Annotated in this window: 22 protein-coding genes and 1 tRNA gene; 16 read left to right on the forward strand and 7 right to left on the reverse strand. The window is 65.7% G+C overall.

Annotated features, from left to right (window positions below; genetic code table 11):
- Positions 1–31 precede the first annotated feature (31 nt).
- The 8 genes from araD1 to EGM87_RS09855 all read left to right on the forward strand — a co-directional run bounded on the left by araD1 (position 32) and on the right by EGM87_RS09855 (position 11,109).
- On the forward strand, positions 32–1,024 hold the full coding sequence (gene araD1 / locus EGM87_RS09820; protein WP_044662737.1) for an AraD1 family protein: 993 nt from the start codon (positions 32–34) through the stop codon (positions 1,022–1,024).
- 4 nt (positions 1,025–1,028) lie between these two features.
- Positions 1,029–1,955, forward strand: coding sequence for a Gfo/Idh/MocA family protein (locus tag EGM87_RS09825; RefSeq protein WP_025550028.1), 927 nt, complete (start codon positions 1,029–1,031; stop codon positions 1,953–1,955).
- Positions 1,956–1,983: 28 nt separating this feature from the next.
- Positions 1,984–3,546, forward strand: coding sequence for an alpha-N-arabinofuranosidase (locus EGM87_RS09830; RefSeq protein ID WP_044660007.1), 1,563 nt, complete (start codon positions 1,984–1,986; stop codon positions 3,544–3,546).
- Between the two features lie 113 nt (positions 3,547–3,659).
- Positions 3,660–4,685: an arabinan endo-1,5-alpha-L-arabinosidase gene (locus EGM87_RS09835; RefSeq protein ID WP_044660008.1), complete on the forward strand. Its 1,026-nt coding sequence runs from the start codon at positions 3,660–3,662 to the stop codon at positions 4,683–4,685.
- A gap of 119 nt (positions 4,686–4,804) precedes the next feature.
- The gene (locus EGM87_RS09840; RefSeq protein WP_044660009.1) at positions 4,805–6,226 is read left to right on the forward strand and encodes a family 43 glycosylhydrolase; all 1,422 of its coding nucleotides are present in this window, start codon (positions 4,805–4,807) and stop codon (positions 6,224–6,226) included.
- Positions 6,227–6,474: 248 nt separating this feature from the next.
- Positions 6,475–9,300: a TonB-dependent receptor gene (locus EGM87_RS09845; protein ID WP_044660010.1), complete on the forward strand. Its 2,826-nt coding sequence runs from the start codon at positions 6,475–6,477 to the stop codon at positions 9,298–9,300.
- Between the two features lie 130 nt (positions 9,301–9,430).
- Positions 9,431–9,724, forward strand: coding sequence for a hypothetical protein (locus EGM87_RS09850; RefSeq protein WP_229742406.1), 294 nt, complete (start codon positions 9,431–9,433; stop codon positions 9,722–9,724).
- A 611-nt stretch (positions 9,725–10,335) separates the two neighbouring features.
- Positions 10,336–11,109, forward strand: coding sequence for an alpha/beta fold hydrolase (locus EGM87_RS09855; protein ID WP_044660012.1), 774 nt, complete (start codon positions 10,336–10,338; stop codon positions 11,107–11,109).
- 27 nt (positions 11,110–11,136) lie between these two features.
- Here the strand turns inward: EGM87_RS09855 and EGM87_RS09860 are convergent, their stop codons facing one another.
- Together EGM87_RS09860 and EGM87_RS09865 are read right to left on the reverse strand one after the other, a co-directional pair.
- The gene (locus tag EGM87_RS09860) at positions 11,137–11,514 is read right to left on the reverse strand and encodes a VOC family protein (RefSeq protein WP_044662738.1); all 378 of its coding nucleotides are present in this window, start codon (positions 11,512–11,514) and stop codon (positions 11,137–11,139) included.
- Between the two features lie 341 nt (positions 11,515–11,855).
- Positions 11,856–12,434: a TetR/AcrR family transcriptional regulator gene (locus EGM87_RS09865; protein WP_165363301.1), complete on the reverse strand. Its 579-nt coding sequence runs from the start codon at positions 12,432–12,434 to the stop codon at positions 11,856–11,858.
- A 134-nt stretch (positions 12,435–12,568) separates the two neighbouring features.
- Between EGM87_RS09865 and EGM87_RS09870 the strand changes: the two genes are divergently transcribed.
- Positions 12,569–13,324 carry an SDR family oxidoreductase gene (locus EGM87_RS09870; protein ID WP_044660014.1) on the forward strand — a complete coding sequence of 252 codons (756 nt, stop codon included), beginning with the start codon at positions 12,569–12,571 and terminating at the stop codon, positions 13,322–13,324.
- Between the two features lie 355 nt (positions 13,325–13,679).
- Here the strand turns inward: EGM87_RS09870 and EGM87_RS09875 are convergent.
- From EGM87_RS09875 to EGM87_RS09895, 5 genes are all read right to left on the reverse strand, one after another.
- Positions 13,680–13,756 (reverse strand) — tRNA-Arg (locus EGM87_RS09875).
- Between the two features lie 34 nt (positions 13,757–13,790).
- Complete coding sequence (locus EGM87_RS09880) at positions 13,791–14,273, reverse strand: DUF1178 family protein (RefSeq protein ID WP_025547733.1); 483 nt, start codon at positions 14,271–14,273, stop codon at positions 13,791–13,793.
- Entirely contained in the window at positions 14,270–15,100 is an 831-nt protein-coding gene (locus EGM87_RS09885; RefSeq protein WP_044660015.1) for a carbon-nitrogen hydrolase family protein, read from the reverse strand. The genes EGM87_RS09880 and EGM87_RS09885 overlap by 4 nt, the downstream gene beginning before the upstream one ends.
- A gap of 5 nt (positions 15,101–15,105) precedes the next feature.
- Positions 15,106–15,363, reverse strand: coding sequence for a glutaredoxin 3 (gene grxC, locus EGM87_RS09890; RefSeq protein WP_025547737.1), 258 nt, complete (start codon positions 15,361–15,363; stop codon positions 15,106–15,108).
- Positions 15,364–15,407: 44 nt separating this feature from the next.
- Positions 15,408–16,166: a ComF family protein gene (locus EGM87_RS09895; protein ID WP_025547738.1), complete on the reverse strand. Its 759-nt coding sequence runs from the start codon at positions 16,164–16,166 to the stop codon at positions 15,408–15,410.
- Positions 16,167–16,206: 40 nt separating this feature from the next.
- On the opposite strand from EGM87_RS09895, the gene EGM87_RS09900 reads away from it, so the two are divergent.
- The 7 genes from EGM87_RS09900 to EGM87_RS09930 all read left to right on the forward strand — a co-directional run bounded on the left by EGM87_RS09900 (position 16,207) and on the right by EGM87_RS09930 (position 25,405).
- Entirely contained in the window at positions 16,207–17,055 is an 849-nt protein-coding gene (locus EGM87_RS09900; RefSeq protein WP_044662739.1) for a class I SAM-dependent methyltransferase, read from the forward strand.
- A gap of 146 nt (positions 17,056–17,201) precedes the next feature.
- Positions 17,202–18,317: an ABC transporter substrate-binding protein gene (locus tag EGM87_RS09905; protein WP_044660016.1), complete on the forward strand. Its 1,116-nt coding sequence runs from the start codon at positions 17,202–17,204 to the stop codon at positions 18,315–18,317.
- A 12-nt stretch (positions 18,318–18,329) separates the two neighbouring features.
- Positions 18,330–19,073 (forward strand): class II aldolase/adducin family protein, encoded by a 744-nt coding sequence (locus EGM87_RS09910; RefSeq protein ID WP_044660017.1) that lies wholly within the window; start codon positions 18,330–18,332, stop codon positions 19,071–19,073.
- Between the two features lie 200 nt (positions 19,074–19,273).
- On the forward strand, positions 19,274–20,632 hold the full coding sequence (locus EGM87_RS09915; protein ID WP_044660018.1) for an LLM class flavin-dependent oxidoreductase: 1,359 nt from the start codon (positions 19,274–19,276) through the stop codon (positions 20,630–20,632).
- Between the two features lie 59 nt (positions 20,633–20,691).
- Complete coding sequence (locus EGM87_RS09920; RefSeq protein ID WP_025547746.1) at positions 20,692–21,750, forward strand: ABC transporter substrate-binding protein; 1,059 nt, start codon at positions 20,692–20,694, stop codon at positions 21,748–21,750.
- 41 nt (positions 21,751–21,791) lie between these two features.
- Complete coding sequence (locus EGM87_RS09925) at positions 21,792–23,540, forward strand: ABC transporter ATP-binding protein (protein WP_249902358.1); 1,749 nt, start codon at positions 21,792–21,794, stop codon at positions 23,538–23,540.
- Positions 23,541–23,545: 5 nt separating this feature from the next.
- Entirely contained in the window at positions 23,546–25,405 is a 1,860-nt protein-coding gene (locus EGM87_RS09930) for an ABC transporter ATP-binding protein (protein WP_044660020.1), read from the forward strand.
- Positions 25,406–25,409: the final 4 nt, after the last annotated feature.

Below are 25,409 nucleotides of genomic sequence, written 5' to 3' on the forward strand. Positions count from 1 at the left end.
GCCGGGAAAGGCGCGCGGGAGGAGATCGTTCATGAATTTGCGCCTGTTGCAACACCGCTCGGGCAATGGGCGGCGTTCGGTTATCGCCGCGCAGGACAGCGAGGCGCATTTCCTCCTCGGGGTGGGGAGCATCCGCGCCCTGGCGCTGGACGCCATCGCCAAGGGTCTTTCGCTGGCGCAGATCGTCGCCGCGGCGCCGAAGGGCGATGCCGTCGACATCGCCGCCGAGTTCGAGGCCGGCCGCCTGATCGCGCCGATCGACCATGAGGACGCGGCCCATGTGCAACTGACCGGCACGGGCCTCACCCATCTCGGTTCCGCCGAAGGCCGCGACAAGATGCACCGCGAAGCCGCCGCCGCCGAAAAGCAGACGGACAGCATGCGCATGTTCCTGGAAGGGCTGGAAGGCGGGAAGCCCGCCCCCGGCGCGGTCGGGCAGCAGCCTGAATGGTTCTACAAGGGCGACGGGTCCCAACTGGTGGGGCCGACCGATCCGCTGACCATGCCCGCCTTCGCACGGGATGGCGGCGAGGAGCCGGAGATCGCCGGCATCTACATCATCGGCCCCGACGGCCGGCCCTATCGCCTCGGCCTCGCGCTCGCCAACGAGTTCAGCGACCATGTGACCGAGCGGCACAATTATCTCTGGCTCGCCCATAGCAAGCTGCGCCAGGCGTCGCTCGGCCCGGAACTGCTGGTCGGCCCCGCGCCGGAACATATCGAAGGCAGCAGCCGCATCCTGCGGAACGGCGAGGTGCTGTGGGAAAAGCCCTTCCTCTCGGGCGAAGGCAATATGTCGCACAGTCTGGCCAATCTCGAACATCATCATTTCAAATATGACCTGTTTCGTCGCCCCGGCGACGTGCATGTCCACTTTTTCGGCACGGCCACGCTTTCCTTCGCCGACGGCGTGCAGACGCAGGAAGGCGATGTGTTCGAGATCATCGCCGCGCCCTTCACCCTGCCCGTGCGCAACCCGCTGAAGCGCGCGGCACCGGTCGAGGTGACGGTGAAGGTCCTCTAGGCCCATGGACCCCATTCGCATCGCCATCGTCGGCATCGGCAAGATCGCGCGGGACCAGCATGTCCCCGCGATCCGGGGCAATGGCGCCTTCAGCCTGGCCGCGACGGTCAGCCCGCAGGATGCGGGACTTGAGGGCGTGCCGCATCATGCCAGCCTCGACGCCCTGCTGGCGGAGGGGCCGGCGGTCGATGCGATCGCCCTCTGCACCCCGCCGCAGGTCCGCCATGCGCTGGCGTCGCAGGCGATCGGCAGGGGCATCCATCTGTTCCTTGAGAAGCCGCCCGGCGCGACATTGGCCGAAGTCGCCGCACTCGAAGCGGAGGCGGACAAGGCCGGCGTCAGCCTGTTCGCGGCCTGGCATTCGCGCTTTGCCGCCGGGGTGGCTCCGGCCCGCGCTTGGCTGGCCGAGCGACGGATCGACAAGGTGTCCATCGTCTGGCGCGAAGATGTGCGCGTCTGGCATCCAGGTCAGGCGTGGATCTGGGAACCGGGCGGGCTTGGCGTGTTCGATCCGGGGATCAACGCACTCTCCATCGTCACCCATATCCTGCCGCGCCCCTTCTTCCTGAAGGACGCCACACTGGTGCTGCCGGAAAACCGCGCCGCGCCGATTGCCGCCGACATCGCCTTTCGGGACACCGGCGGCGCGGCGATCCACATGGACCTCGACTGGCGCCAGACCGGCCCGCAAAGCTGGGACATCATGGTCGAAACCGACGCGGGCATGCTGAAGCTCAGCCAGGGCGGCGCCGTGCTGCACCTGCCCGGCGGTACGGAGCATGGCGAGGACATCGAATATGCGGGCCTCTACCGCCGCTTCGCCGCGCTGATCCGGGGCGGACGCAGCGATGTGGACACCGCGCCCTTGCGGCTGGTTGCCGACGCCTTCCTGCGCGGCAAGCGTCAGACCACCGCAGCATTTCACGACTGAACACATGCCTGGACATAGGGAGAGAGGAATGATCAAGGCCCTGCGCCGCACCACTGCCGCGCTTCTGCTCTGCGCCACAGCGCTCGCCGGCGCGCATGCGCAGACCGGCGGCAGGCCGACCATGGCGACCATCCATGCCGACAAGCCCGGCGCGACCTATGACAAGGCGATCTTCACCCAGTTCGCGGAGCATCTGGGCAATGGCATCTATGGCGGCCTGTGGGTCGGCAAAGACAGGTCCATCCCCAACACCAACGGCTTCCGCAACGATGTGGTGGCCGCGCTGCGCAACCTGTCGGTGCCGATCATCCGCTGGCCCGGCGGCTGCTTTGCCGACGAATATCATTGGCGGGAGGGGATCGGGCCGAAGAAGGACCGCCCGGTCAAGGTCAATACCCATTGGGGCGGCGTGACCGAGCCCAATTCGGTCGGCACGCATGAATTTTTCGAACTGCTGCGGCAGGTCGGCGCACAGGCCTATATCGCCGGCAATGTCGGCAATGGCAGCCCGCAGGAAATGGCCGAGTGGGTGGAATATATGACTGCGCCCGCCGGCAGCCTGGCCGATCTGCGCGCGAAGAACGGGCATAAGGAGCCATGGTCGGTGCCCTATTTCGGCGTGGGCAACGAACTGTGGGGTTGCGGCGGCAATATGCGGCCTGAATTCGCGGCGGACGAGACGCGCCGCTACGCCACCTTCATCAAGGCGCCGGCGGGCACCCGGATCCTGAAGGTCGCGGCCGGGGCCAATGTCGACGATTACAACTGGACCGAGACGATGATGCGGGTGGCGGCCGATCGTCTGGACGGCCTTTCGCTGCATTATTATGTCCACCCCGCGGGCGGCTGGCCGCCCCGCGCTCCCGCCGTCGACTTCGACGAGACCGGCTGGGCCGACGCGCTGGCCGGCGCGATGCGCATGGACGAGCTGATCACGAAGCACAGCGCGATCATGGACAAATATGATCCTAAGAAGCGCGTCTTCCTGGCGGTAGACGAATGGGGCGCCTGGTACGCGCAGGACCCCGGCACGCATCCCGGTTTCCTGCGGCAGCAGAATACGCTGCGCGATGCGCTGATCGCGTCGATCCATCTCGACATCTTCGCCAAACATGCCGACCGCGTGCGCATGAGCGCCATCGCGCAGATGGTGAATGTGTTGCAGGCGATGATCCTGACCGAAGGGAAGAAGATGGTGCTCACCCCCACCTATCATGTCTTCGAAATGTACAAGCCCTGGCAGGATGCGACGGTGCTGCCGATCGACATCGACACGCCCTGGTACAACAAGGACAGGTTCGTCATGCCGGCGGTCAGCGGATCGGCGGTGCGGGCTAGGGACGGCAAGGTCCATGTCGGCCTTTCCAACCTCGATCCCAGCCAGACCAATATGGTGACGGTGAAGCTGGACGGGCTGAACGCCGCCAATGTGTCGGGCCGCATCCTGACAGCCCCCGCGATCAATTCGCACAACAGCTTCGACGCGCCGGAGGTGGTGAAGCCCGCCGCCTTCACCGGCGCGCAGGTGAGCGGCGGCACGCTGACGGTGGCGCTGCCGCCCCGGTCCGTGGTCGTGCTCGACCTGCAATGAAGCCCTTGGAGCGGACGGAGGGTGGAATCGCCGTCCGCTCCATCCTTTTTAGCTGTGCCGTGTTCCTGCGCAGAAGCACGTTGCGCCCGGAACCATTATCGGAGAGAGCCTATATGGCGCGGCAGACTATCATGAAACTCATGGGCCTCGCGCTGCTGGCGGCTGCTGGCCAGGCCTTGGCCCAGCAACCCGCCGCCACCCTCAACAGCCGCCTGACCGGCGACCTGACGCCGACCCACGATCCGGTCATCATCCGCGAAGGCGACAGCTATCATGTCTTCAGCACCGGCCACGGCCAGCGCCTGATAGAAACGCGCACGTCGAAGGACCTGGTCCACTGGACCGCCGGCGATCCCGTCTTCACCGCCCTGCCCGGCTGGGCGACGAAGGCGATCCCCGGCAGCAACGGCATGTGGGCGCCCGACATCAGCTTCGTGAACGGCCGCTACCGGCTTTATTATTCCGTCTCCACCTTCGGCTCCAACCGCTCGGCCATCGGGCTGGCGACCAGCCCGACGCTCGATCCCAAGGCGAAGAATTACGGCTGGCGCGACGAAGGGCTGGTGGTGCTGTCGACCAGCACGGACGACTTCAACGCCATCGATCCCAATTTCATCGTTGACCGGGAGGGTCGCCACTGGCTGGCGCTGGGCAGCTTCTGGACAGGCATCAAGCTGTTCGCGCTGGACCCGAAAACCGGCAAACCCAAAGACCCCAAGGCGAAACCCCATGCCATCGCCCGCCGCCCCGCGCCCACAGGCGGCCCGGCCCCGGTGGAGGCGCCCTTCATCGTCGACCATGGCGGCTATTACTGGCTGATGGCGTCCTATGATTATTGCTGCAAGGGCGTGAACAGCACCTATTATACGGTGATCGGCCGGTCCAGGGCGATCACCGGCCCCTATCTGGGCAAGGACGGCAGTTCGATGATGCAGGGCGGCGGCACCATCTTCCTGCGCGCCGACCTTCAAGAGCAGCAACGCTGGCGCGGGCCGGGCCATGCGGGCTGGCTGCACGACCGGGACGGTACGGACTATGTCGTCTATCATGCCTATGACAAGCAGGCGAACGGCGCCCCCACCCTGCGGATCGCGCCGGTCCGCTGGGGCGCGGACGGCTGGCCGGTGGCTGAATATTGACCCCGTCGCCCTCCCCCCTTCCGGCGCTTCGCGTCTCCCTCCCTCTCCCGCCGGGAGAGAGGGGGTCCGCCCCCAAGGGCGGCGGGAAGGGCAAGGGCGACCCAAGAGGAGAGCTTTTCATGAATCCAATCGATCGCCGCCTATTCCTCGCCGGGACAGCCGCACTGTCGGCAACGCCGCTGATCGCGCGCACCAGGGTCGAAGTCCCCACCCCCGCCGCCGTCAACCCGTTGGTCAAGCAACGCGCGGACGCGCAGGTCTTCCGTCATGAAGACGGCCATTATTACCTCACCGGTTCCGTCCCCGAATATGACCGGCTGGTCCTGCGCCGATCGAAGACGCTCGCGGGCCTCGCCACTGCGGAGGAAGCCGTCCTTTGGCGGCATGAGAAGACAGGCCCGCTGTCCGGCTTCATCTGGGCGCCCGAACTGCACCAGATCGACGGGCGCTGGACCATGTATTTCGCCGCAGGCCCCAGCGGCGGCGGCGAGGACGTATTCCGCATCCGCACCTATGCCATCGTCTGCGACGGTCCCGATCCGATGACCGGCCGATGGAAGCTGCTCGGCCAGTTCCAGGCGCCGTGGGACAGCTTCAACCTCGATTCCACCAGCTTCGTGCACAAGGGCAGGCGCTACTTCGCCTGGGCCCAGCGCGAACCGGGGATCGAGACCAATTCCAACCTCTATATCGCCCCGCTGGCGTCGCCGCTGAAGCTGGCGGCCAGGGCGACGCGCCTCACGATCCCGACGCTCGACTGGGAAACAGGCGGCTACAAGGTGGCGGAGGCGCCCGCCGTCCTTCACCGCAACGGCCGGCTGTTCATGACCTATTCGGCCAGCGCCACCGACGCGCGCTATTGCCTGGGCCTGCTGACCGCGCCGGAGGATGCGGACATCATGGACCCCGATGCCTGGGTGAAATCGCAGCAGCCGGTCTTCACCAGCTGCCCGGAGACCAGGGTGTACGGGCCGGGCCACAACAGCTTCACCGTGGATGAGAAGGGCCGCGACATATTGGTCTATCATGGCCGCGACTATGAAGCGATCAAGGGCGACCCGCTGTTCAATCCGGACCGCCATACGCGCGTCCAGCGCCTCTATTACAAGGCGGACGGCACGCCCGACTTCGGCGTGCCCGTCGGCAACGGCCCGCTGCCCGAGCGTTTCGCCTCCGCCGTCGATCCCAGGGCGCTGCTGGCCCATGACGGCACCCGCCTGATCGCCGGCAATCCTTCGCTGCCCGCGACCCAGTTCCGCCAGACCGCCGGACGCGCCGGGCCGCAGAGCATCATGCTTTCCCCCATTCTGCTGCCAGACCATTATCTTTTGGCCGGCAAGGACGGCTCCGTCACCCTCGCCCGCAATGATCGCAGCGCCGATTTCGCCATGCGCAGCCAGTTCGTCCGATTCTCCGACGACAGGTCGAACACGGTCCGCTTCGTGTCCATCGCGGTCACGGGCAAGGCGCTTGCGGCGGTCGGGAAGGAGATCCGCCTTGCGGGCAGCCGCGACGCTACGGCACGGTGGATCGCGGACTGAAACCCAGCCTCCAAGTCCGACAAATAAAAGGATAAAAGCCGCCTCCCCATTTCGGAGGCGGCTTTTTCTTTTCGCCGGAAACGGCAGAAAAGCGCCGTTTTTTCGGATGAGACATATTTGTCACTAGGGAAAATTTTTTCGTGAACGGCAGTGCAAATTCCCTCTTGCCTTCTATTACTCCGAGAAATAATTAGTCCGAGTAATTCATGGCGCCCAAGGCGCTCGCATCTCCAAGGGGAGGATCAAACATGGCTTTGAAGCCGCTCGCTTTCACGTCTGCATCCCTGCTCGCGCTCATGTTGGCGGGCACGGCCCATGCCCAATCCGCAGCAGCGCCGCAGGATGAAGAGGCCAACGACATCATCGTCACGGGCGTCCGCGCCTCGATCGTGGGCGCGCTCAACGTCCGCAAGGAATCGACCCAGATCGTCGACTCGATCGTCGCGGAGGATGTCGGCAAGCTGCCGGACAACAACGTCGTCGAAGCGCTCCAGCGCGTCACCGGCATCCAGGTGACCAACCGCACCGGCGGCGAAGCGGCGGCGATCTCCATCCGCGGGCTGCCCGATGCGCTTACCACGCTCAACGGACGCAACATCTTCACCGCCGCCGGCCAGGCTTTCGCGTTGCAGGACGTGTCCGCCAACCTCGTGAAGCGCGTCGATGTGTTCAAGACCCGCTCCGCCGACCAGATCGAGACCGGCCTTGCCGGACAGGTCAATGTCGAAACCCGTCGTCCCTTCGACTTCGACGGCTTCGCCATTTCCGGCCTTGCCCGCGGCATCTACAATGAACAGGCCGACAGCTATAACCCGAACGTCGCGCTGCTGGTCAGCGACCGCTGGGAAACGGGCATCGGCGACATCGGCCTGCTGGTGAACGGCAGCTACAGCCGCACCAAATATCGCGACCAGACCGTGACGGCGGGCGCCTTCGTGCCGTTCGCGACGATGGACCCGGCGACGGGCACCGGCCTGACGCCGTTCCAGCGCATCTTCCCCGCCGGGCGCGATCCGATCACCGGCCAGTTCGTCGTCGCCCCCGCCCTCGGTGCGTGGGACCCCGGCCTGGACCGCGGCCTGCCCACGGCGACCGGCTCCACCATGCTCGTCAACGGCGTCGAAACCCCCTATTATCTGTCGCGCGACGCGGTGTTCAGCTCCGACCTTTACGGCGAGCGGGAACGTCCGTCCTTCAATGTCGCGCTGCAATGGGCGCCCAACAGCAGTTCGGTCTATACGGCCGAGGTCTTCTACGCCGGCTTCCGGGGCGAGACCTTCAACAGCCTGCAGTTCAGCTTCGTCGACTTCTGGGACAATCCGCAGGCGCCGACGCTCTATGACGGCACCAACATCGTCAAGTCGCGCGTCGCCAACAATGTCTACGGCTTCAACAGCGGCGACTTCACCAAGACCTCGACCGACAGCTTCGTCTATGCGCTGAACGGCAAGTGGGATCTGGGCGACCGCGGCAAGATCGTCGGCGACATCGCCTATCAGACCAGCAAGGTGAAGACCTCCTTCATCGCGATGCGCACGGACCGCGTCGCCAGCCAGATCACCACGGATTTCAATGCCGGGGGCGGCATACCGTCCTATCATTTCAGTGACGACAGCCTGCTGAACGACACCGGCATCTGGAACGTCGCACAGCTCTACGACAATGCGAACCGGGACAAGGGCAGCGCCATCACCGGCACGCTCGACGGCTATTACACCTGGGACGAGGGCTTCCTGCGCCAGATCAAGGCAGGCATCCGCATCGACCAGCGCAAGGCGTCGACCGCCGTGCGCACCCAGGACGCCGGCGCGCCGCTGGCCGCGACCACGCTGGCGGGGCTGGGCGAAGGCGCAGCCTTCACCAATTCGGACTTCTACCAGGGCCGCGCCGACGTGCCGACGAGCTGGACGCTCGCGAACGGCTACTGGCTTCACGACAATGCGGACACGGTGCGCGGCCTCTACGGCCTCAGGACATCCGACCAGCTCTCGCTCCAGAGGGTGTTCGACATCGATGAAAGCACCATCGCCGCCTATGTGCAGGCCGATGGCGAACTGTCGATCTTCGGCCGCCCGCTGAAGCTGCAGGCCGGTGTCCGCTACGTCACGGTCGACACCGACTATAATTTCTTCGACCGCTACAATGGCGGCGCGCAGACCCGCGTCTCTTCGGGTTCGGATCGCTTCCTGCCCAGCTTCACCGCGCGCTACGAGATTTTCGACAATCTGCGCCTGCGCTTCAACTATGGCGAAACGCTGCGACGCCCGAACTTCAGCGACATCAACCCCAATTATTCGCTGACCGGCGACCTCACCAATGTCGGCTATGGCAGCGGCACGGCGGGCACGGCGACGCTGAAGCCCACCCATTCGAAGAATTTCGACGCCGCGATCGAATGGTATTTCGAACGCAACAGCGCGATCACGCTGACGGGCTTCCGCCGCGAGATCAACGGGCTGGTGGTGCCGCTGACGGTGATGGAATTCATCCCCAACAACGGCATCGTCGCGGGCGCGACCAACAATTTCGCCATCACCCGGCCGGTCAACGCCTCCAACGGCGTGCTCAAGGGCCTGGAACTGGGGCTCACCTATTTCCCGAGCTATCTGCCGGGTCCGCTGGACGGGCTGGGCTTCGTGGGCAGCGTGACGGTGCTGGATTCCAAGCAGAACATTCCGCAGACGGATGCTGCGGGCAATGTCACCGGTCAGGCGACCTCGTCCTTCTTCGGCGTGTCGGACCTCAGCTACAACGCCACGCTCGCCTATGACAACGGCCCGATCGGCGCGCGCCTGTCCTATATCTGGCGCAAGGAGTTCCTGGCGAACAACGAAGCCCGCCTGTTCGCCAACCCGATCGGCGTTTGGCGCAACCCGGAAAAGAGCCTGGACTTCCAGCTCACCTGGAACGTCAACGACCGTCTGGGCGTGACTTTCGACGCGGTGAACCTCACCAAGTCCAAGCAGCAGACCTATTACAAGTTCGAGGATGTCGGCGGTCCCGAGCAATATAATCTTGGCACGACCCTGCTGGCGCGCACCTTCGCGCTCGGCGTCCGCTACACCTTCAAGTGAGTGCCCGATGGGATGCGGTGTCTCCTCACCGCATCCCATTTCCATGGCGGCCGGTCCGGGACCCCTCTCCATTCCCGGGCCGGCCGCCATATCCTTTGCGGTCATGGGCGGGTGAGAGATGCATGCTTCGATGAAGGTCCTGCTGGCGGGCGCGACGCTGTTGGGGGCCGCTGCGGCTTCCCAGCCCCCGTCGCGGCCGGGGATGGACAGGCACCGCATCGCCGTGCAGCGCTTCGGCAACGATGCCCCCTGGTACGAGCAGCGCATTCCCTTCTTCGAGTCCGCCGATCCCCGGATAGACGCCGTCTATTATTATCGCTGGTCCCTCTTCCGCGCGCATCAGCGCGATCTGGGGGAAGAAGGCTTCATCTCCACCGAATTCCTGGACGATGTCGACTGGCAGCGGCACCCTATGCCAGCCTGAACGACGCCACCGGCTTTCATCTGGCGGAGGGGCGCTGGCTGAACGACCGGCGCTATGCCGACGATTATCTGAACTTCATGTATGCCAGCGGCGGCAATGACCGCCACTTCACCGACTATATGGCCGACAGCGTCTGGGGGCGTTATCTAGGCTCAGGACCTATTACTGGCGGGGTCGAGGTTTGAGGCAAAATGGCTCAGGGCAAGAAGGCGAGGCGCAGGAATATGTCGATATTTCCAGCCTGCCGACGCAGCACTGGGCCATTTTGGTCAAATTCCCGCGGGACGCCGAAATGGCGCCTCGACCCCGCCAGTAATGGGTCCCGAGCCTAAAGGGGCTGTAAAGGCGCGACATGCAATGTTGCGGTCGCCCCTGCGAACCGGGCCCGCGCCATGGCGTTCAAGAGCGCTGGCCGCGTCCGGCTCTGTCGCGCCTGCTCCACAAGGAAGCCGTTACACAAGCATGCGTCTTTCCATCGGCGGCCGATCGGCATAGTGCTTCAAGGCCGTTTCCTTCTTTCCGGCTTCCACAACCAGAATGTGCGCCATTCAGCCGGCCCCGGAAGCAGCACAAGTTGCACGATGACCCCATTTCCAGAAAGGAACGGCATAGTGACCGTCGATCGTCGTACATTCATGCAGACCGCTTTCATCGCCGGAGCCGTCGCCGCCTCCGCCAACGCATTCGCCCAGACCGTCGCAAAGACGAAGGCGCGCAACGTCGTGCTGGTGCACGGCCTGTTCGCCGATGGCTCGTCCTGGTCGGAGGTGATCCCCCTGTTGCAGGCCCACGGGCTCAACGTCACCGCAGTCCAGAACCCGCTGACGACATTGCCCGATGCGGTGGCTGCGGCGCGGCGCGTGCTGGATCGTCAGGACGGGCCGACCGTCCTCGCCGGGCACAGCTTTTCCGGGATGATCGTCACCGAAGCGGGCATGCACCCCCATGTCTCCGCCCTCGTCTATGTCGCCGCCCGCGCGCCCGATGCGGGCGAGGATTATGGCGCGCTGGCGAAGACATTTCCGACGCCGCCGGCCAGCGCCGGCATCGTCTTCGACGGGGATGAGGGGCGATTGACCGAAGCGGCCTTCCTCCGCGATTTCGCGGGCGACCTTCCGGAGGCCAGGGCGCGGGCGCTCTTTGCCGTCCAGTGGCCGTTCCACAGGGAACTGCTCGCGGGCCGCACGACGAACGCGGCTTGGCGCAGCAAGCCCAGCTATTATGCGGTCTCGACGGAAGATCGCACGATCGACCCCAACCTCCAGCGCTTCATGGCGAAGCGCATGAACGCAAAGACGATCGAGCTGAAGTCGAGCCATGTGTCGCTGATCTCCCACCCCCGCGCCGTTGCGGATCTGATCCGCGAGGCGGCGGGGCCGGCCTGACCCGAGTGCCGGCGGGCATGGGAAAGCCTAAGGCTCAAGGCAATAGGCGCACAGCTTATTGCCATCGAGGTCGCGGCAGTAGGCGAAGTACCATCCCGGACCGCGCACATCGGGTCCGCCTTCGGTGGCGCCACCCAATGCGAGCGCGCGCTGATGAAAAGCGTCCACCTCCTCGCGCCGATCAAAGCAGAAGGCGACCATCGATCCATTCCCCACCGTTGCTGGCTGTCCGTCATAGGGCCCAAGGACCGCGAAGCTGAAGGAACCATCTCGCCCGTACACACGACCTCCAGATGGATGCTCGAACAAAGGCGCAAGCCCGACCACCGCAAGCAGCGCGTCATAGAAGGCCTTTGCACCGGCGAGATCGTTCGAACCAACTGTGCAATATGCTAAGACGCCCATGCCGAAGCCTCCCGTTCGCTGAACCTCCATCCATCCGGGGAAGAGCGATGATGCGCAACCGGTCTTTGGCGGAGCCCTGGATTCGGACGCACCGCTTCAGCCAAGCGCCCTCATAACGGTCATGATGCTCACCCTGTGGCGAACGCGAAGGCAGCGTCACGCCGCCGGCTGCACGCGAATGAGTGGATGACGCCGGCTACCCGCCGCCCGAAACGGATGAAAGTTCCAATATGAACATGGCAGTACCAGCAGGTCGAGCATACCGGGGCGCCCTGCCAGTTCGGTCATCGACCCCAGATCGGTCGTTTAGCGCCCCTGTCGGATCTTCATGACCGGCATGTCTATGCCAAGGCGCCCTGACTGGCGGCCACGAGATAGGCGTGGCAAGCTCGGGGCAATTCACAGCGCAGCCGGGCGAAATTCTCTTCCGATGGCTCAGCCTCCATGACGACCCGCACCGAGCCGCCCAGAAGGGCCGCGAGCATGAAGGCGGCAGAAGATCGGTCGGCGAACCGCGCATCCGGGACATTGGCGAGCAGCGTATCGATCACCTGCGTCATGCGTTGCGCCGCCCGGCTCATCATTTCCGACAGGTCGAACTCGGCGGCGATGCCATAGATGGCGCGGGAGGCGACCATGTCAGCCATCTTCGCGTCCAGCCATGCCGTGGCCACCCCGTGCGCGACCGTCCCAAGGTCCGATCCCGCCAGCCGCGCCGCCGCATCCCGCATCGCCGTATCGATCAGGTCGAACTGCCGCTGAACGAGGGCGAAGAGCAGCGCCTGCTTGTGCGGATAATATTGGTACATCGTCCCCACGGAGACGCCGGCGCGCGCCGCCACACGGGTGGTGGTGAGCCGCCCCACGCCGCCGGCAAGCAAAACCTGAATGGTCGCGACGTGAATCGCCTCGATAGTCACGGCGGAGCGCGCCTGTTGCGGCGCTTTGCGAGGTTTCAGCAAGGCTGGCGGTGGGCGGTTCATATGCGAATACCGAAACTGAAGGATCATTCATATCTATAATGCTCCAATGATCGCCCGCAAGGAGCTTCACGATGAACACTGTCCTCATCACCGGCTGTTCGACCGGCTTCGGCCGTGACACCGCCCTCCATTTCCTGAACCAGGGCTGGAATGTCGTCGCCACCATGCGCGATCCCGCAGCCAGCACCCTGCCCGCCTCCGACCGGTTGCGCATATTGCCGCTCGACGTCACGGATATGAGCAGCATCGCCGCGGCGGTCGCGGAGGCGGGGCCGGTCGACGTGCTGGTGAACAATGCCGGGGTGGGCTGGCTAAATGCCGTAGAGGGCACCCCCCTGGAAACGGTGCGCGCCATCTTCGAGACCAACCTGTTCGGCGCGATCGCGATGATGCAGGCGGTGTTGCCGGGAATGCGGGCGCGGCGCACGGGCGTGATCGTGAACGTCAGCTCCAGTTCGCTCTACAAGCCTTTGCCGCTGCTCTCGGTCTATCGCGCCAGCAAGGCGGCCATGAATGCGCTCACCGAGTCCGCCGCGCACGAACTTGCGCCGTTCGGCATCAGGGTGCGGATCGTCATGCCCGGCATGGCGCCTTCGACCAGCTTTGGTGACACGGCGCGGGGCCAGGTGATGAAAGATGGCGGCTTCCCCGCGGCCTATGCCGATTATGCACAGCAGACGCTGGCCGCGCTCATGGAGGCCGCCAACGGTCCGGTCACGGTCGGACAGGATGTGGCGGACGCTGTCTATCGCGCGGCGACCGATCCGGAGTGCCCGGCAGTGCTGCCGGCCGGCGCCGACGCCGTCGCCTGGGCAAGAGACGCCTGATCTGTCAGGAACGATCCTCGATGCGATCCCGCAATCGCTATTATGCAGGGCCCGTCTCGTCCCGTGTCGACGGGGGTCGCTTCCTGAACCCGCCGGGGAGAGCATCGTGCAGAAAAGTGGGAACCGGTTTTCGGTTTAAGCGATGCGACAACAGAAAGCTGGAGCGCGCGGCTAGCGCCTGATTTAACGCAGCGCGCTCTGGAAGCTTGTGGGATTTGGACTTCCTATTTTGCCGGAGAAGCGTTTCATGCCTTGGATGGAACGTTTGTACTGACGGAGGCCCAATGGAGCACGGATGTGATTGCCGATGTAAAAACGCCACCTTCTGCAATTTGCAGATAGTGGCGGTTTTCCTTGGTGCACCCGGCGGGATTCGAACCCACGGCCCTCAGATTAGGAATCTGATGCTCTATCCTGCTGAGCTACGGGTGCCCGGTGACGGCTCTATTGCGAGAGAGCGGCGCGGTCAATTCTTCGCGTCGGGGGGAATGACCGGAAAAGGCAGCGGCGCAACCTCCACGCCCTCCGCGATCAAGGCCCGGGCCTCGCTCAGGGCCACTTCGCCATGGATGCTGGTGCGATCCTGCTCGCCATAATGCATGGCGCGCGCCTGTTCCGCGAAGTCGCGCCCGACCCAGGTCGAATCCTCCAGCGCCTTCTGCTGCGCCTTCGCCAGCGCAAGCACCAGTTCGCGCATTTTCGCTTCCTCGCCCGCACCCATGGTGATCGAAGCATCGCCCGAAGAAGCGATCTGCGGCATGGTTTCCGGCCGGCTGTTCCCCTTGGCAGCGACGGCGGGAGCCATCACCGCCTTGCCGACATGCCCGTCGCCGCAAAGCGGGCAGGCGAGCAGCCCACGCGCCTTCTGATCCTCATAATCGGCGCTGGAACCGAACCACGCCTCGAACACATGGCCTTGGGATTCGCATTTGAGGTCGAAAACGATCACGATAGCGTCACATCCATGGGCAGGGATCGCCGGTTGGCGAGCGCGGGCACCCGCCCGCGCACGTCCTCTATGCGCGACAGGTCGATCTCCGCAAGAGCAAGGCCCGCCTGCTCGCCCATGTCGAGCACCATGTCCCCCCATGGGTCGACGATCAGGCTATGCCCATAGGTGTCGCGGCCATCCGCATGATGGCCCGTCTGCGCGGCGGCGATGACGAAGCAGCCCGCCTCTATGGCGCGCGCCCGCAGCAATATGTGCCAGTGCGCCTTCCCTGTCGGCACGGTGAAGGCAGCCGGCATCAGCAGCACCGTCGCGCCTGCGTTGGTGAGCGCCCGGTAGAGATCGGGAAAGCGCATGTCGTAACAGACCGACAATCCCATGCGGGCCCAGGGCGTGTCGACCGCCACGACCCGCTCGCCCGGCCCATAGACCGACGATTCGCGCCAGCTTTCGCCCGTCGCCAGATCGACGTCGAACAGATGGATCTTGTCGTAGCGGGCCCGGATCGCGCCGCCATCGTCGATCATGAAGCTGCGATTGGCCCAGCGCCCGTCGCTCCGCTCATCCTTCAGCGGGGTTGAGCCCAGATGCACCCACAGCCCCTGCTTCGCCGCCGCATTGCGCACCACGGCGAGGACAGGGTCGTCCGCCTCCGAATGCAGGGTCGCCGCCGCCCTTTGCCGGTCGCGGTCCAGATAGCCCGCCATTTCGGGTGTGAAGAGAATATCCGCCCCCTCCCCCTTGGCACGCGCAGCCATGTCCGCGATGGCGGTGGCATTGGCGGCGGGATCGATCCCGCTGGTCATCTGGAAGATGGCGGCGCGCATCCGGCCTATGCCCCCAGCAGGGCGTCGAGCTTGCCCTGCCGCTCAAGCATCGCCATGTCGTCGCTGCCGCCGATATGCCGGCCGTCGATGAAAATCTGGGGCACGGTCGTCCCGCCATTGGCGCGGTCCAGCATTTCCTGCTGCCTGGGCCCGCCCATGGTGATGTCATATTCCTCGAACGCCACGCCCTTTCCGTTCAGCAGCGCCTTCGCCCGGGCGCAATAGCCGCACCAGGCCTTGGTATAGATTTCGACCTTCGCCATGTCTTACTCCTTGATCGTCGAAATTGTGGTTCGGCGGCTGTTTGTCAATCGGCGCCGTCCGGCAGCACCCGCGCCCAGCACAGCAGATGAACGCTTGCCGCTCCGCCGCGTTTCAGCGCCCGGGCGCAGGCGGCCGCCGTTGCGCCGCTGGTCTGCACGTCGTCGATCAGCAGAACGGCGCGTCCTTTGAGCATATGACCCGGGGCCAGGGCGAAGGCGCCGCGAACCGCCTTCGCCCGCGTCTTCGGACTCATGCCGCGCAGGGGCCGGGTCCGGCGGGTGCGGAGCAGCGCATGATTGTCGACCGGCAAGCCGGTCAGCCGCGCCAGATGGCGGGCGATCAGCGCCGACTGGTTGAAGCCCCGCCACCACAAGCGCCAGCGGTGCAGCGGCACCGGCACGATGACGGCATCGCGCACCGCCGGAACCTGCCGCGCCATCTGCCTCGCAATCAGCCGCGCAAGACCGATCCGCCGCCCATATTTCAGCCGCAGCGCCACGGTGCGGGCGACATCGCCATAGGCCAGCACCGCCCGCGCGCTGTCATAGGGCGGCGGATCGGCCAGACAGGCTCCGCATTCCGCGCCATCCCCGCGGTCATAGTCGAAGGGAAGCCCGCAACGCGCGCAGCAGGGCGCGCCCAGGAACCGCATCCCGCTCCAGCAGGCGAGGCAGAAGGCATCATCCGCAGCCACGATCTCGCCGCAGCCCGGGCAGCGTGGCGGCAGGGCATAATCGACCAGCGGGCCGAGCGTGGTTTTGAGGAGCGGGACGCTCTTGTGAAGCAGGGCAAGGGACATCATCTCCCTTGTTCCCGCTCCTTCGCCCATGCACAAGGCCCCGATGACCAATCCCGACATCTTCGACCGAGCCCTGCGCGCCAAAAGGCGCGACCGGATGATGGCGCGCTTTGCCGAGCATGACTTCCTCTATCGCATGATGCTGGACGAACTGCTGGACCGGCTGGGCGACGTGCAGCGCGAGCTGAAGGAAGTGCTGGTGATCGGCTGCCCCGATGGCAGCGCGAGGGCCGCGCTGGAGGCGATGGGCAAGAGCGTCGTCTGCGCCGACCCCGGCTTTGCGGCGGCGAAGGCGCAGGGCGGCGTGCAGGCCGATGAAGACGCCCTGCCCTTTGCCGATGAAAGTTTCGACCTGGTGATCGCCTGCGGCACGCTGGACAGCGTCAACGACCTGCCCGGCGCGCTGATCCTGATGCGGCGGATATTGCGCCCCGACGGGCTGATGCTGGCTGCTTTCGCGGGCGCAGGCTCGCTGCAGCTACTCCGCGCCGCGTTGATGACGGGCGAAGGGGACCGGGCGGGGCAGCATATCCATCCGCAGGTCGACGTTCGCTCGGCGGGTGATCTGCTGGCGCGGGCAGGCTTTACCATGCCGGTTGCGGACGGCGAAGTGCTGACGGTGCGCTACGGCGATATATTGCGGCTGATGCGCGACTTGCGGGGCATGGGGGCCGGCAATGTGCTGGCTTCGCGGCCGCCCGCGTTGCGGCGGGACGTTCTGATCGGGGCCACGGAGCATTTCGCGGCGGCGGCCGACATCGATGGGCGGACGGCGGAGCAGATGGCCGTCATCTATCTTAGCGGATGGAAGGCCGATCCCAGCCAGGCGCAGCCCGCGCGACGGGGCAGCGCGACCGTTTCCCTGGCGGAGGCGCTGAAGCCGAAGCATTGACGGCGGTGAAAATGCAGCAAGGGGACTGTTCAATATGCCGCACCCATGCCCGCGTCCCTTTCCGAAATCCCCCATAATTCCGCCATTTTACCGATTGGCACACGTCTTGCGATTTTCCCCGGGCAACAACCGGAGACTTGCCAGCCGTGCCGACCCTATCCGACAGCGCCCCCACAAAGGCCAAGCAGCCCGATGAGATCTGGTTCACCCGCTGCCCCGTTCCGACTGCCACCGGCATCGCCTACAAGCTGGGCTGGCTGACCGAGAGCTTCGAGGGCGACGGCATTGCGCTGCGCACCTTGCAGGAGTCGGGATCGGAACTCGGCCGCCATCATTATGACCACCGCCTGCCCACGCTGATCCGCGAGGGCGGCAACATGCTGGCCATCGCCGCCCGCGCCCAGGGCGAGCCGACGAAGCTGATCGGCCTCACCTGGATCGAGGAGAGCCAGCTCATCCTAGCGCGGCCGGATTCCGGCATCCGCTCCGCCGCCGATCTCAAGGGCAAGCGGCTGGCCCTGCCCGGCTGGAGCCACAACGACATCCCCAGCCATGTGCGCGGCACCAGCATCGCGCGCGGCATGTCGCTCGCGGGCTATAAGGGCGCCCTGGCGTCGGCGGGGCTGAGCTTCGACGATGTAGAGCTGATCGAGACGCCCGACCGGCTGCGCAATATCGGCGGCAGCGGGCGCGACCTGCAACCACGCGGGTCGGGCCAGCGCAGCGGCGTCGGGCGGCTCTGGCCGATCGAGGCGCTGGTCGAGGGGAAGGTCGACGCCATCTATGTGAAGGGCGCCGCCGCGCTGGATCAGGCGCGGGAGAACGGTCTGGTCGTCGCCATCGATCTCGACGCCCTGCCCGACCCACGCTTTCGCGTGAACAACGGCACGCCGCGACCGATCACGGTCCATCAGAGCCTGATCGACGATCATTTCGACCTGCTGGTCCGCTTCCTGGCCGTCACCCTGCGCGCAGCCGATTGGGTCGCGGAGCAGCCCGACCGGCTGCGCGACATCCTCGAATATGAAACGGAGGGCAGCGCGCAGGCCGTCGACCAGGCCTATGCCCGGCTGCACGAAGGGCTGCACCCGACATTGGACGACGAACGGCTCGCCCTGTTCGACCTTCAGAAGAAGTTCCTGTTCACCCACGGCTTCCTCGATGCGGATTTCGCCCTGTCCGACTGGGTCGATCCCCGGCCGCTGGAGGCCGCCCGCGCCCTCAACGCCCAGCGTCCCCAACCTGTCGCCATTCCAGCCTGAAAGGAAATAAGCATGTCTGACACCAACGGACTTTCAAGGGAAACGATCGGCTTCGTGCTGCAGACGGAGAAGGACGCCCGCCGCGCCTTCCGCGTCCTGCGCGAGACCCATACCATCTCGGCCAGCGGCACCCTGTTCTTCGCGGTCCGCATCCCCGGCGAAGACAAGATCATCACGCTGAACTATGCCGGTCTGTGGGAAGACGATCCCGATCAGGCCGTCACCAGCGTCATCGGCTTCGACGGCACGCTCCATTGGGGCAACGCACCGGGCGGCGCGGCGCGCTACCTCAAGATCTTCAAGAAATATCCGGACTTCCAGGCGATCAGCCACGTCCACACGCCGCATCTGGGCGCCTATTCGCAGGCGCATTCGGAACTGCCGCTGCTGTACGTGCCCAACCGCCGCTTCCGCTTCACCGCGCAGCTTCCGGTCTATATCAACCGCCGCCAGCCTGAGCCCGACTTCATCCTGGAAGCGATCGAGCAGGATAGCGAAGTCCCCGGCATCGTGGAGGCCAATGGCGGCGCGACCATCTGGAGCTGGAAGGGGCTTCGCGACCTCACCAACACCATCGTGCTGCTGGAGGAAGGCGCGCAGTTCCAGATATTGGGGCAGGCGCTCGGCGGGTCAAAGCCCTTCGGCCCCGGCGTGCTGGAGCAGCAGTGGAAGATGGGCAAGCTGGTGCCGCCCGACGCCCGCGTCGATGATGACGGCACGATCCATCTGCCTGAAACCGCGCAAGCCGCCGAATGATGTTTGAAGTCCGGCGCCGTTGCTGACGCATTTGCGCGGTTAATCGGACCAGACCCCTCCCGTTCGGCTGAGCCTGTCGAAGGGCCCTCCTTCTCCTGAAGAAGTGAAGGGCTTCGACAAGCTCAGCCCGAACGGAGGTGAGGTGGTTCCGGTCAACCGCGCCATGCTCCAGCAGCGGCGTCGCTTTCCGGAGCGATCCCATGTCCCAGAAGAAGCGCCAGCTTGCGCTCGCCGTTTTCCTGACCCGCCACGGCCATCATCCCGGCGCCTGGCGCCAACCGGGCACCGCCGATACCGGCAAGCCCGATTTCCGCTATTGGGCCGGCCTCGTCCGCACCGCGGAGCGCGGCAAGCTGGACGCCGCCTTCTTCGCGGATTTCGTGGGACAGAGCGGCGACAGCACCAAGGGGATCGCCCGGCGGCATGCTTTCCTCGATTTCGAACCGCTGACCGCAACGGCGGCGCTGGCCAGCATCACCAGCCATATCGGGCTGGTCGCGACGGTGAACACCAATTTCGAACAGCCCTATGCGCTGGCGCGGCGCTTCGCCTCGCTCGACCATATCAGCGGCGGACGGATCGGCTGGAACATCGTGTCCTCGCTGGCGGACGGCGCGGCGAAAAGCTTCGGCATCGACCAGCCCGCCAGCCATGCCGAACGCTATGCCCGCGCCCATGACTTTGTGGAGCTGGCCAAGGCGCTGTGGGACAGTTGGGAAGACGACGCCTTCGAGGGCGCGGACAAGGACAGCGGCATCTACCTCAATGCCGACGCCGTGCATCCGGTCCATTATCGCGGGCCCTATTACGGCATCGACAGCGTGCTCGACATGCCGCGCCCGATCCAGGGCTATCCGGTCTTCGCGCAGGCCGGCAATTCGGAGGTCGGCCGCGATTTCGCCGCCCGCCATGCCGAGATGATCTATGCCGCCGCCCAGTTCATCGAGGATGCGCAGGCCTTCTACAAGGATGTGAAGACGCGGGTCGCCGGTTACGGCCGCGATCCCGATACGCTGAAGGTGATGCCGGGCCTGTCCTTCACCATCGGCTCCAGTCTTCAGGAGGCGCAGGACAAGTTCGGCGCGCTGGAGGAGAAGGTCGATTTTTCAGGCGACCTCAATTTGATGGGGCATGACGTCAGCGCCTATCCGCTCGACGGGCCGCTACCCGACCTGCCGGAGCCGGAGAACGGCAAGGGCCGCTGGCGGCAGCTCACCGCGCTGGCGCGGCGCGAGAATCTCAACATCCGCCAGCTTTTCCTGCGCTTCAACGCGGTGCGCGGGCATCGGGTGGTGCTGGGCACGCCGGTCGACATTGCCGACCAGATACAGGACTGGTTCGAGCGCGACGCCGCAGACGGTTTCAACCTGATCCCGCCGCTGTTGCCAAGTTCGCTGGAGGATTTCGTGGACCTTGTGGTGCCGGAACTCCAGCGGCGCGGGCTGTTCCGGACGGAATATGAGGGCACGACGCTGCGCGAGCATCTGAACCTGCCGCGTCCGGAGAATCCGAATGAGCGGCACGCTCCCGCCGAAGCCGTTCTGGAGTCCGCCGCCTAGGACTGTCCTGCTCCTGCCGGCGCAGGAGCATATCCTACCAACATCGAAAGGATTGCCGAATGAGCAACACACTCGACACGCTCTGGTACACGCGCTGCCCGGTGCCGACCGGCCTTGGCATCGCCATCCAGCAGGGCTGGCTGGAGGAAGCCTTCCGCGCGCAGGGCACCAGCCTGTCCTCGCTGCTCGAATCCAGCGATTTTTCCAAGCGGGAGTCGCATTTCTCGCACACCGTCCAGAACAGCGTGCGCCATGGCGGCAATATCCCGGCGATCAGCGCGAAGGCGCGGGGCCGCGACACGCGGGTCATCGGCCTGTCCTGGGCGGACGAGACGCAGTTGATCCTGGCCAGCCCGGAGTCCGGCATAGAGACGGTGCGCGACCTGAAGGGCCGCCGCTTCGGCCTGCCCAACTGGAAGAATGTCGAGATCGACTTCACCCGCGCCCAGGCCATTCGCGGCCTTGAGAATGCCTTGCGGCTGGAGGGACTGGAAGTCTCCGACGTCGAGATCGTCGATCAGGACATCGAGACTCATTATAGCGACGGGCAGGCACAGACGGTCGGCGGCACGCTTGCCTGGAACGGGCGCAGCACCAGCCGGGCGCGGGCCAATAATCTGGAACTGATCGCCCTGCTGCGCGGCGAGGTCGACGCGATCTTCCTGAAGGGCGCGAGCGGCGCCCAGATCGCGCATCAATTCGGGCTCAAGACGGTGATCGACACCGGCATCCATCCCGATCCGCTGGTGCGCTCCAACAACGGCACGCCGCGCACGCTGGCGGTGGACGGGCATCTGATCGACCATCATTTCGACGCCGCCGTCACCATCGTCGAGCAGGTGCTGCGCGCCGAACGTTGGGCGCAGTCCCACCCGTCCGACGTCCGCCGTTATCTCGCCCGCGAAACCAACAGCAGCGAATATTGGGTCAGCATCGCCTATGGCGAGGACGCGCAGACGAAGCTGAAGACCGACCTTGCCGAACAGTCGGTCACGGCAATCCAGGACTTCACCAACTTCCTTCACCGCTGGAACTTCATCCCGCAAAGCTTCGACGTGCGCGACTGGATCGACGCCCGTCCGCTGGAAGCGGCGCAGTCGCTCGCGCTCGCAAGCTGAACGGAACCATGGGGGAGAGAGGATTTCCGCAAGGCAGCCCGTTGCTGCGCTGCCTTGCCATCTATGGCGAGATGCCGGGCCGGTTTGCGCTGACCGCGGTGCTGCTGGCCGCCGTCAACGTCGCGCTGGTCGGCCAGCAGGTGATGGTCGGCCATGCCGTGCAGGAAGCGCAGCATGGCAGGCTGGTCGCTGCCGGTCCGGACGGGGTGCTGCATTATGACCGCGCCTGGTTCTGGGTCGCGCTGCTGATCGGCCTCTCGCTGGCGCGGGCGGCGGTGCAATATGGCGCGGGCCTCCTCTCCCTCTCCATCGGCCAGCGGCTGCTGACCATCCTGCGCGGGCGGATATTGACGCAGATACAGCGCCTCGACCTTGCCTATCACTGGCGCCATGGCGTGGGCGAGATGGTGACGCGCATGACCCGCGACGCGGACAAGGTGCGCGACGCGCTGATCAATTTCTGGCGGCAGATATTCGAAACCGGGCTGATCGTCGCCATCTCGCTTGGCCTGCTGGCGCTCTATTCGCCCTGGCTCGCTCTGGGTCCGCTGGTCCTGCTGGCGATCGGCATCGGCCTGCTCTGGTCGGAAGCCGACACGCTGGTGGCGCTCGACCGGCGGATCGGGGATGCCTATGACGCGGTGACGCAGGACCTGTCGGAAGGCGTCAACGGCGTCCGCGTCATCAAGGCTTTCTCGTTGGGCGAGGCGCGCGCCGAGCGCTTCCGCCGCCATGTCGACCTGTTCCGGGTGGAGGCGCGGGCGGCGATCCGCCACGCCTGCCGCAGCATTCCCCTGCCCCAGACGATCATCGCCCTGTCCCATGCCTGGGTGCTGGGCCTGGGCGCCTGGATGGTGGCGCATGGCGCGCTTGGCCTGGGCGCGCTGGTGGCGGCGATGCTGGTCGTCAACACGCTGGTCCTGCGGATCGAGAGCATCGGCCGCCTGCTGCAAGTGATCGCGGACGCCCGCGCTTCGGCGGCGCGCATCTGGGAAGTGCTGGACGCGGAGCCGGTCATCAATTCGGGCAGTGCGCCGCTGCCCGAAGGCCCGATCGGTTTCCGCCTGTCGCATGCCGCCGCCTCGCCCTTGGGCGACGGGGCGACCGTGCTGCGCGACCTCAGCCTTGCCGTGCAGCCGGGCGAGGTGGTGGCGCTGGTCGGCGCGACCGGATCGGGCAAGAGCATCCTCACCGCCCTGCTCCCCCGGCTGGTGGAGGTGGACGAGGGCCGCGTCGAACTGGGGTCGGCGGAAACCGGCTGGCGGGACGTGCGGACGAGCGACCTGCATGCGTTGCGCCGCCGCGTCCATGTGCTGCCGCAGGAAAGCTTCCTCTTTTCCGACACGCTGGCCGCCAATCTGCGCCTCTGCGCGCCCGATGCGACCGACGACGAGTTGCGCGCGGCGCTGGACAAGGCGGCGGCTGGCGAATTGCTGGCCCGCCTTGAGGACGGGCTGGAAACGCGGGTGGGCGACCGGGGCGCGACCCTTTCGGGCGGCCAGCGCCAGCGTGTGTGCCTGGCCCGCGCATTGCTGGCGGACGCGGACATATTGGTCCTGGACGACGCCACCAGCGCCCTCGACGCCCAGACCGAAAGGCGGGCCATCGACAATATCCGCAAGCTCCGCGCCGAACGCCCGGTCACCCTGCTGATCGTCGCCAGCCGCCTGTCGACCGCGCTCGCCGCCGACCGGGTGGCGGTGCTGAGCGGCGGCCGGATCGTCGCGGAGGGCACGCATGAGCAATTGTCGCAGGACAGCGCCGCCTATCGCGACCTGATGGGACTGTAAGACAGATGAACGCATTCAGAGGCGACAGCGCCCTGTCCGACATCGAGCTGGAGGAGAAATTCTCCCAGCGCAGCCTGAACCAGAGCGTGGTCGAACGGCTGATCCCGCTGCTCGCGCCGATCTGGCGCCCCATCGCGGCGGTCATCGGCATAGAGATGGTGCAGGTGCTGGCGATCTTCGCCCGGCCGCTGCTGATCGGCCTCGTCATCGACCAGGGGCTGCGCCATGCCGAGACCAAGGCCGGAGGCGGCATCGACGCGCCGCTGATCGCCTGGGCCTGCGCCGGGCTGGCGGCAAGCTGGGCCGTGCGTTTCGCGCTGGGCGGCCTGTCGCAATATTGCGCCGGGATCGCGGCGATCCGCCTGCTCAACGACCTGCGCACCCGCGTCTTCGCCCATGTTCAGACGCTGAGCGTCGGCTATTTCGACCGCACCAAGGCGGGCCGCATCATCGCCCGCGCAGACCGCGACGTCGACACGCTGGAACCGCTGCTGATCCAGGGACCGCCGGAATTCCTCTCCGCCCTGTTGCGGCTGTGCCTGTCCGGCTTCCTGCTGTGGCTGATCGCGCCGGTGCTGCTCGCGGGGCTGGTGGCGGTGGTGCCTGTCCTGATCGCCGCCACCTTCCTCTTCAAGCGGGTGGCGCAGCGCAGTTGGGCCAAGGTGGCCGAAAACCGCAGCCGCTTCACCGCCCATCTGGTCGAGACCGTGGCTGCCGTCCGTCTGATCAAGCAATCGGGCCGCGAGCAGGAAAATCTGACCAAATATCAAAGGCTGCTGGAGGACTTCAATTCCTCCCTGATCTACGGCTCCGTCCGCTCGGGCTGGTTCGCGCCCTTTACCGGCCTGCTCACCACGGCGGGCCTGGCGCTGACGCTGGTCGTTGGCGGACGCGGCATCGCGCTCGGCACGCTCACACTGGGCGAACTGACGCAAAGCCTGTTCTACGTTTTCCTCTTCCTTGCGCCCTTGCAGGAATTCAGCGACCTTTTCGAACGTTTCGCCAACGGCACCGCCTGCGCCCAGCGCGTCTTCCTGCTGCTCGATACGCAACCCGACATCGTGGACCGGACCGATGCCGCCGTCCTCGACGCGGTGGAGGGCCGGATCGAGTTCCGCAATGTCCGTTTCGGCTATCGTCCCGGCCAGCCTGTCATTCGCGACCTCAGCCTGGATATAGAAGCGGGCGAGCTATTGGCGATCGTCGGTCCGACCGGCCATGGCAAAAGCACGCTGGTCCAGTTACTGACCCGTTTCTACGATGTGGACGAAGGGTCGATCCTCCTGGACGGGCAGGATATTCGCGCCGTTTCCGAACGCAGCCTGCGCCGCCATATCGGCGTCGTGCTTCAGGACAATGTCCTTTTCGGCGGAACGGTGCTGGAAAATCTCCGTCTCGCGAGGCCCGAGGCCAGCGACGAAGAACTGATCGCGGCATCGAAACGCATAGGCGCGGATGAAGTGCTCGATGCTTTGCCCCACGGCTATGCGACCCATGTCGGTCCGCTCGGCAGCCAGCTCAGTCAGGGACAGCGGCAACTGGTTTGCCTTGTACGCGCCTATCTCGCCGATCCATCAGTGCTGATCCTGGATGAGGCGACCTCCGCCATCGACGTCAGCACCGAAAGGCGCATCCAGCGGGCCTTGCGGGTGCTGTGCGAGGGGCGAACCTCCATCGTCATCGCCCATCGCCTGGAAACCATCCGATCGGCGCACCGCATCGCCGTCATCGAAAATGGCGGGGTGCGGGAAATCGGATCGCACCGCTCGCTGCTGGAAAGCGGCAGACGTTACGCCGCCATCTATCGGGCGCATGAGGAAACAGCGGTCTTGATGGAGCAGCCAATGGCGGCTGCCCTGCCCTGATGCA

Origin of the sequence: Sphingobium sp. RSMS (assembly GCF_005406185.4) — a bacterium.
Classification (GTDB): Bacteria; Pseudomonadota; Alphaproteobacteria; order Sphingomonadales; family Sphingomonadaceae; genus Sphingobium; species Sphingobium fuliginis.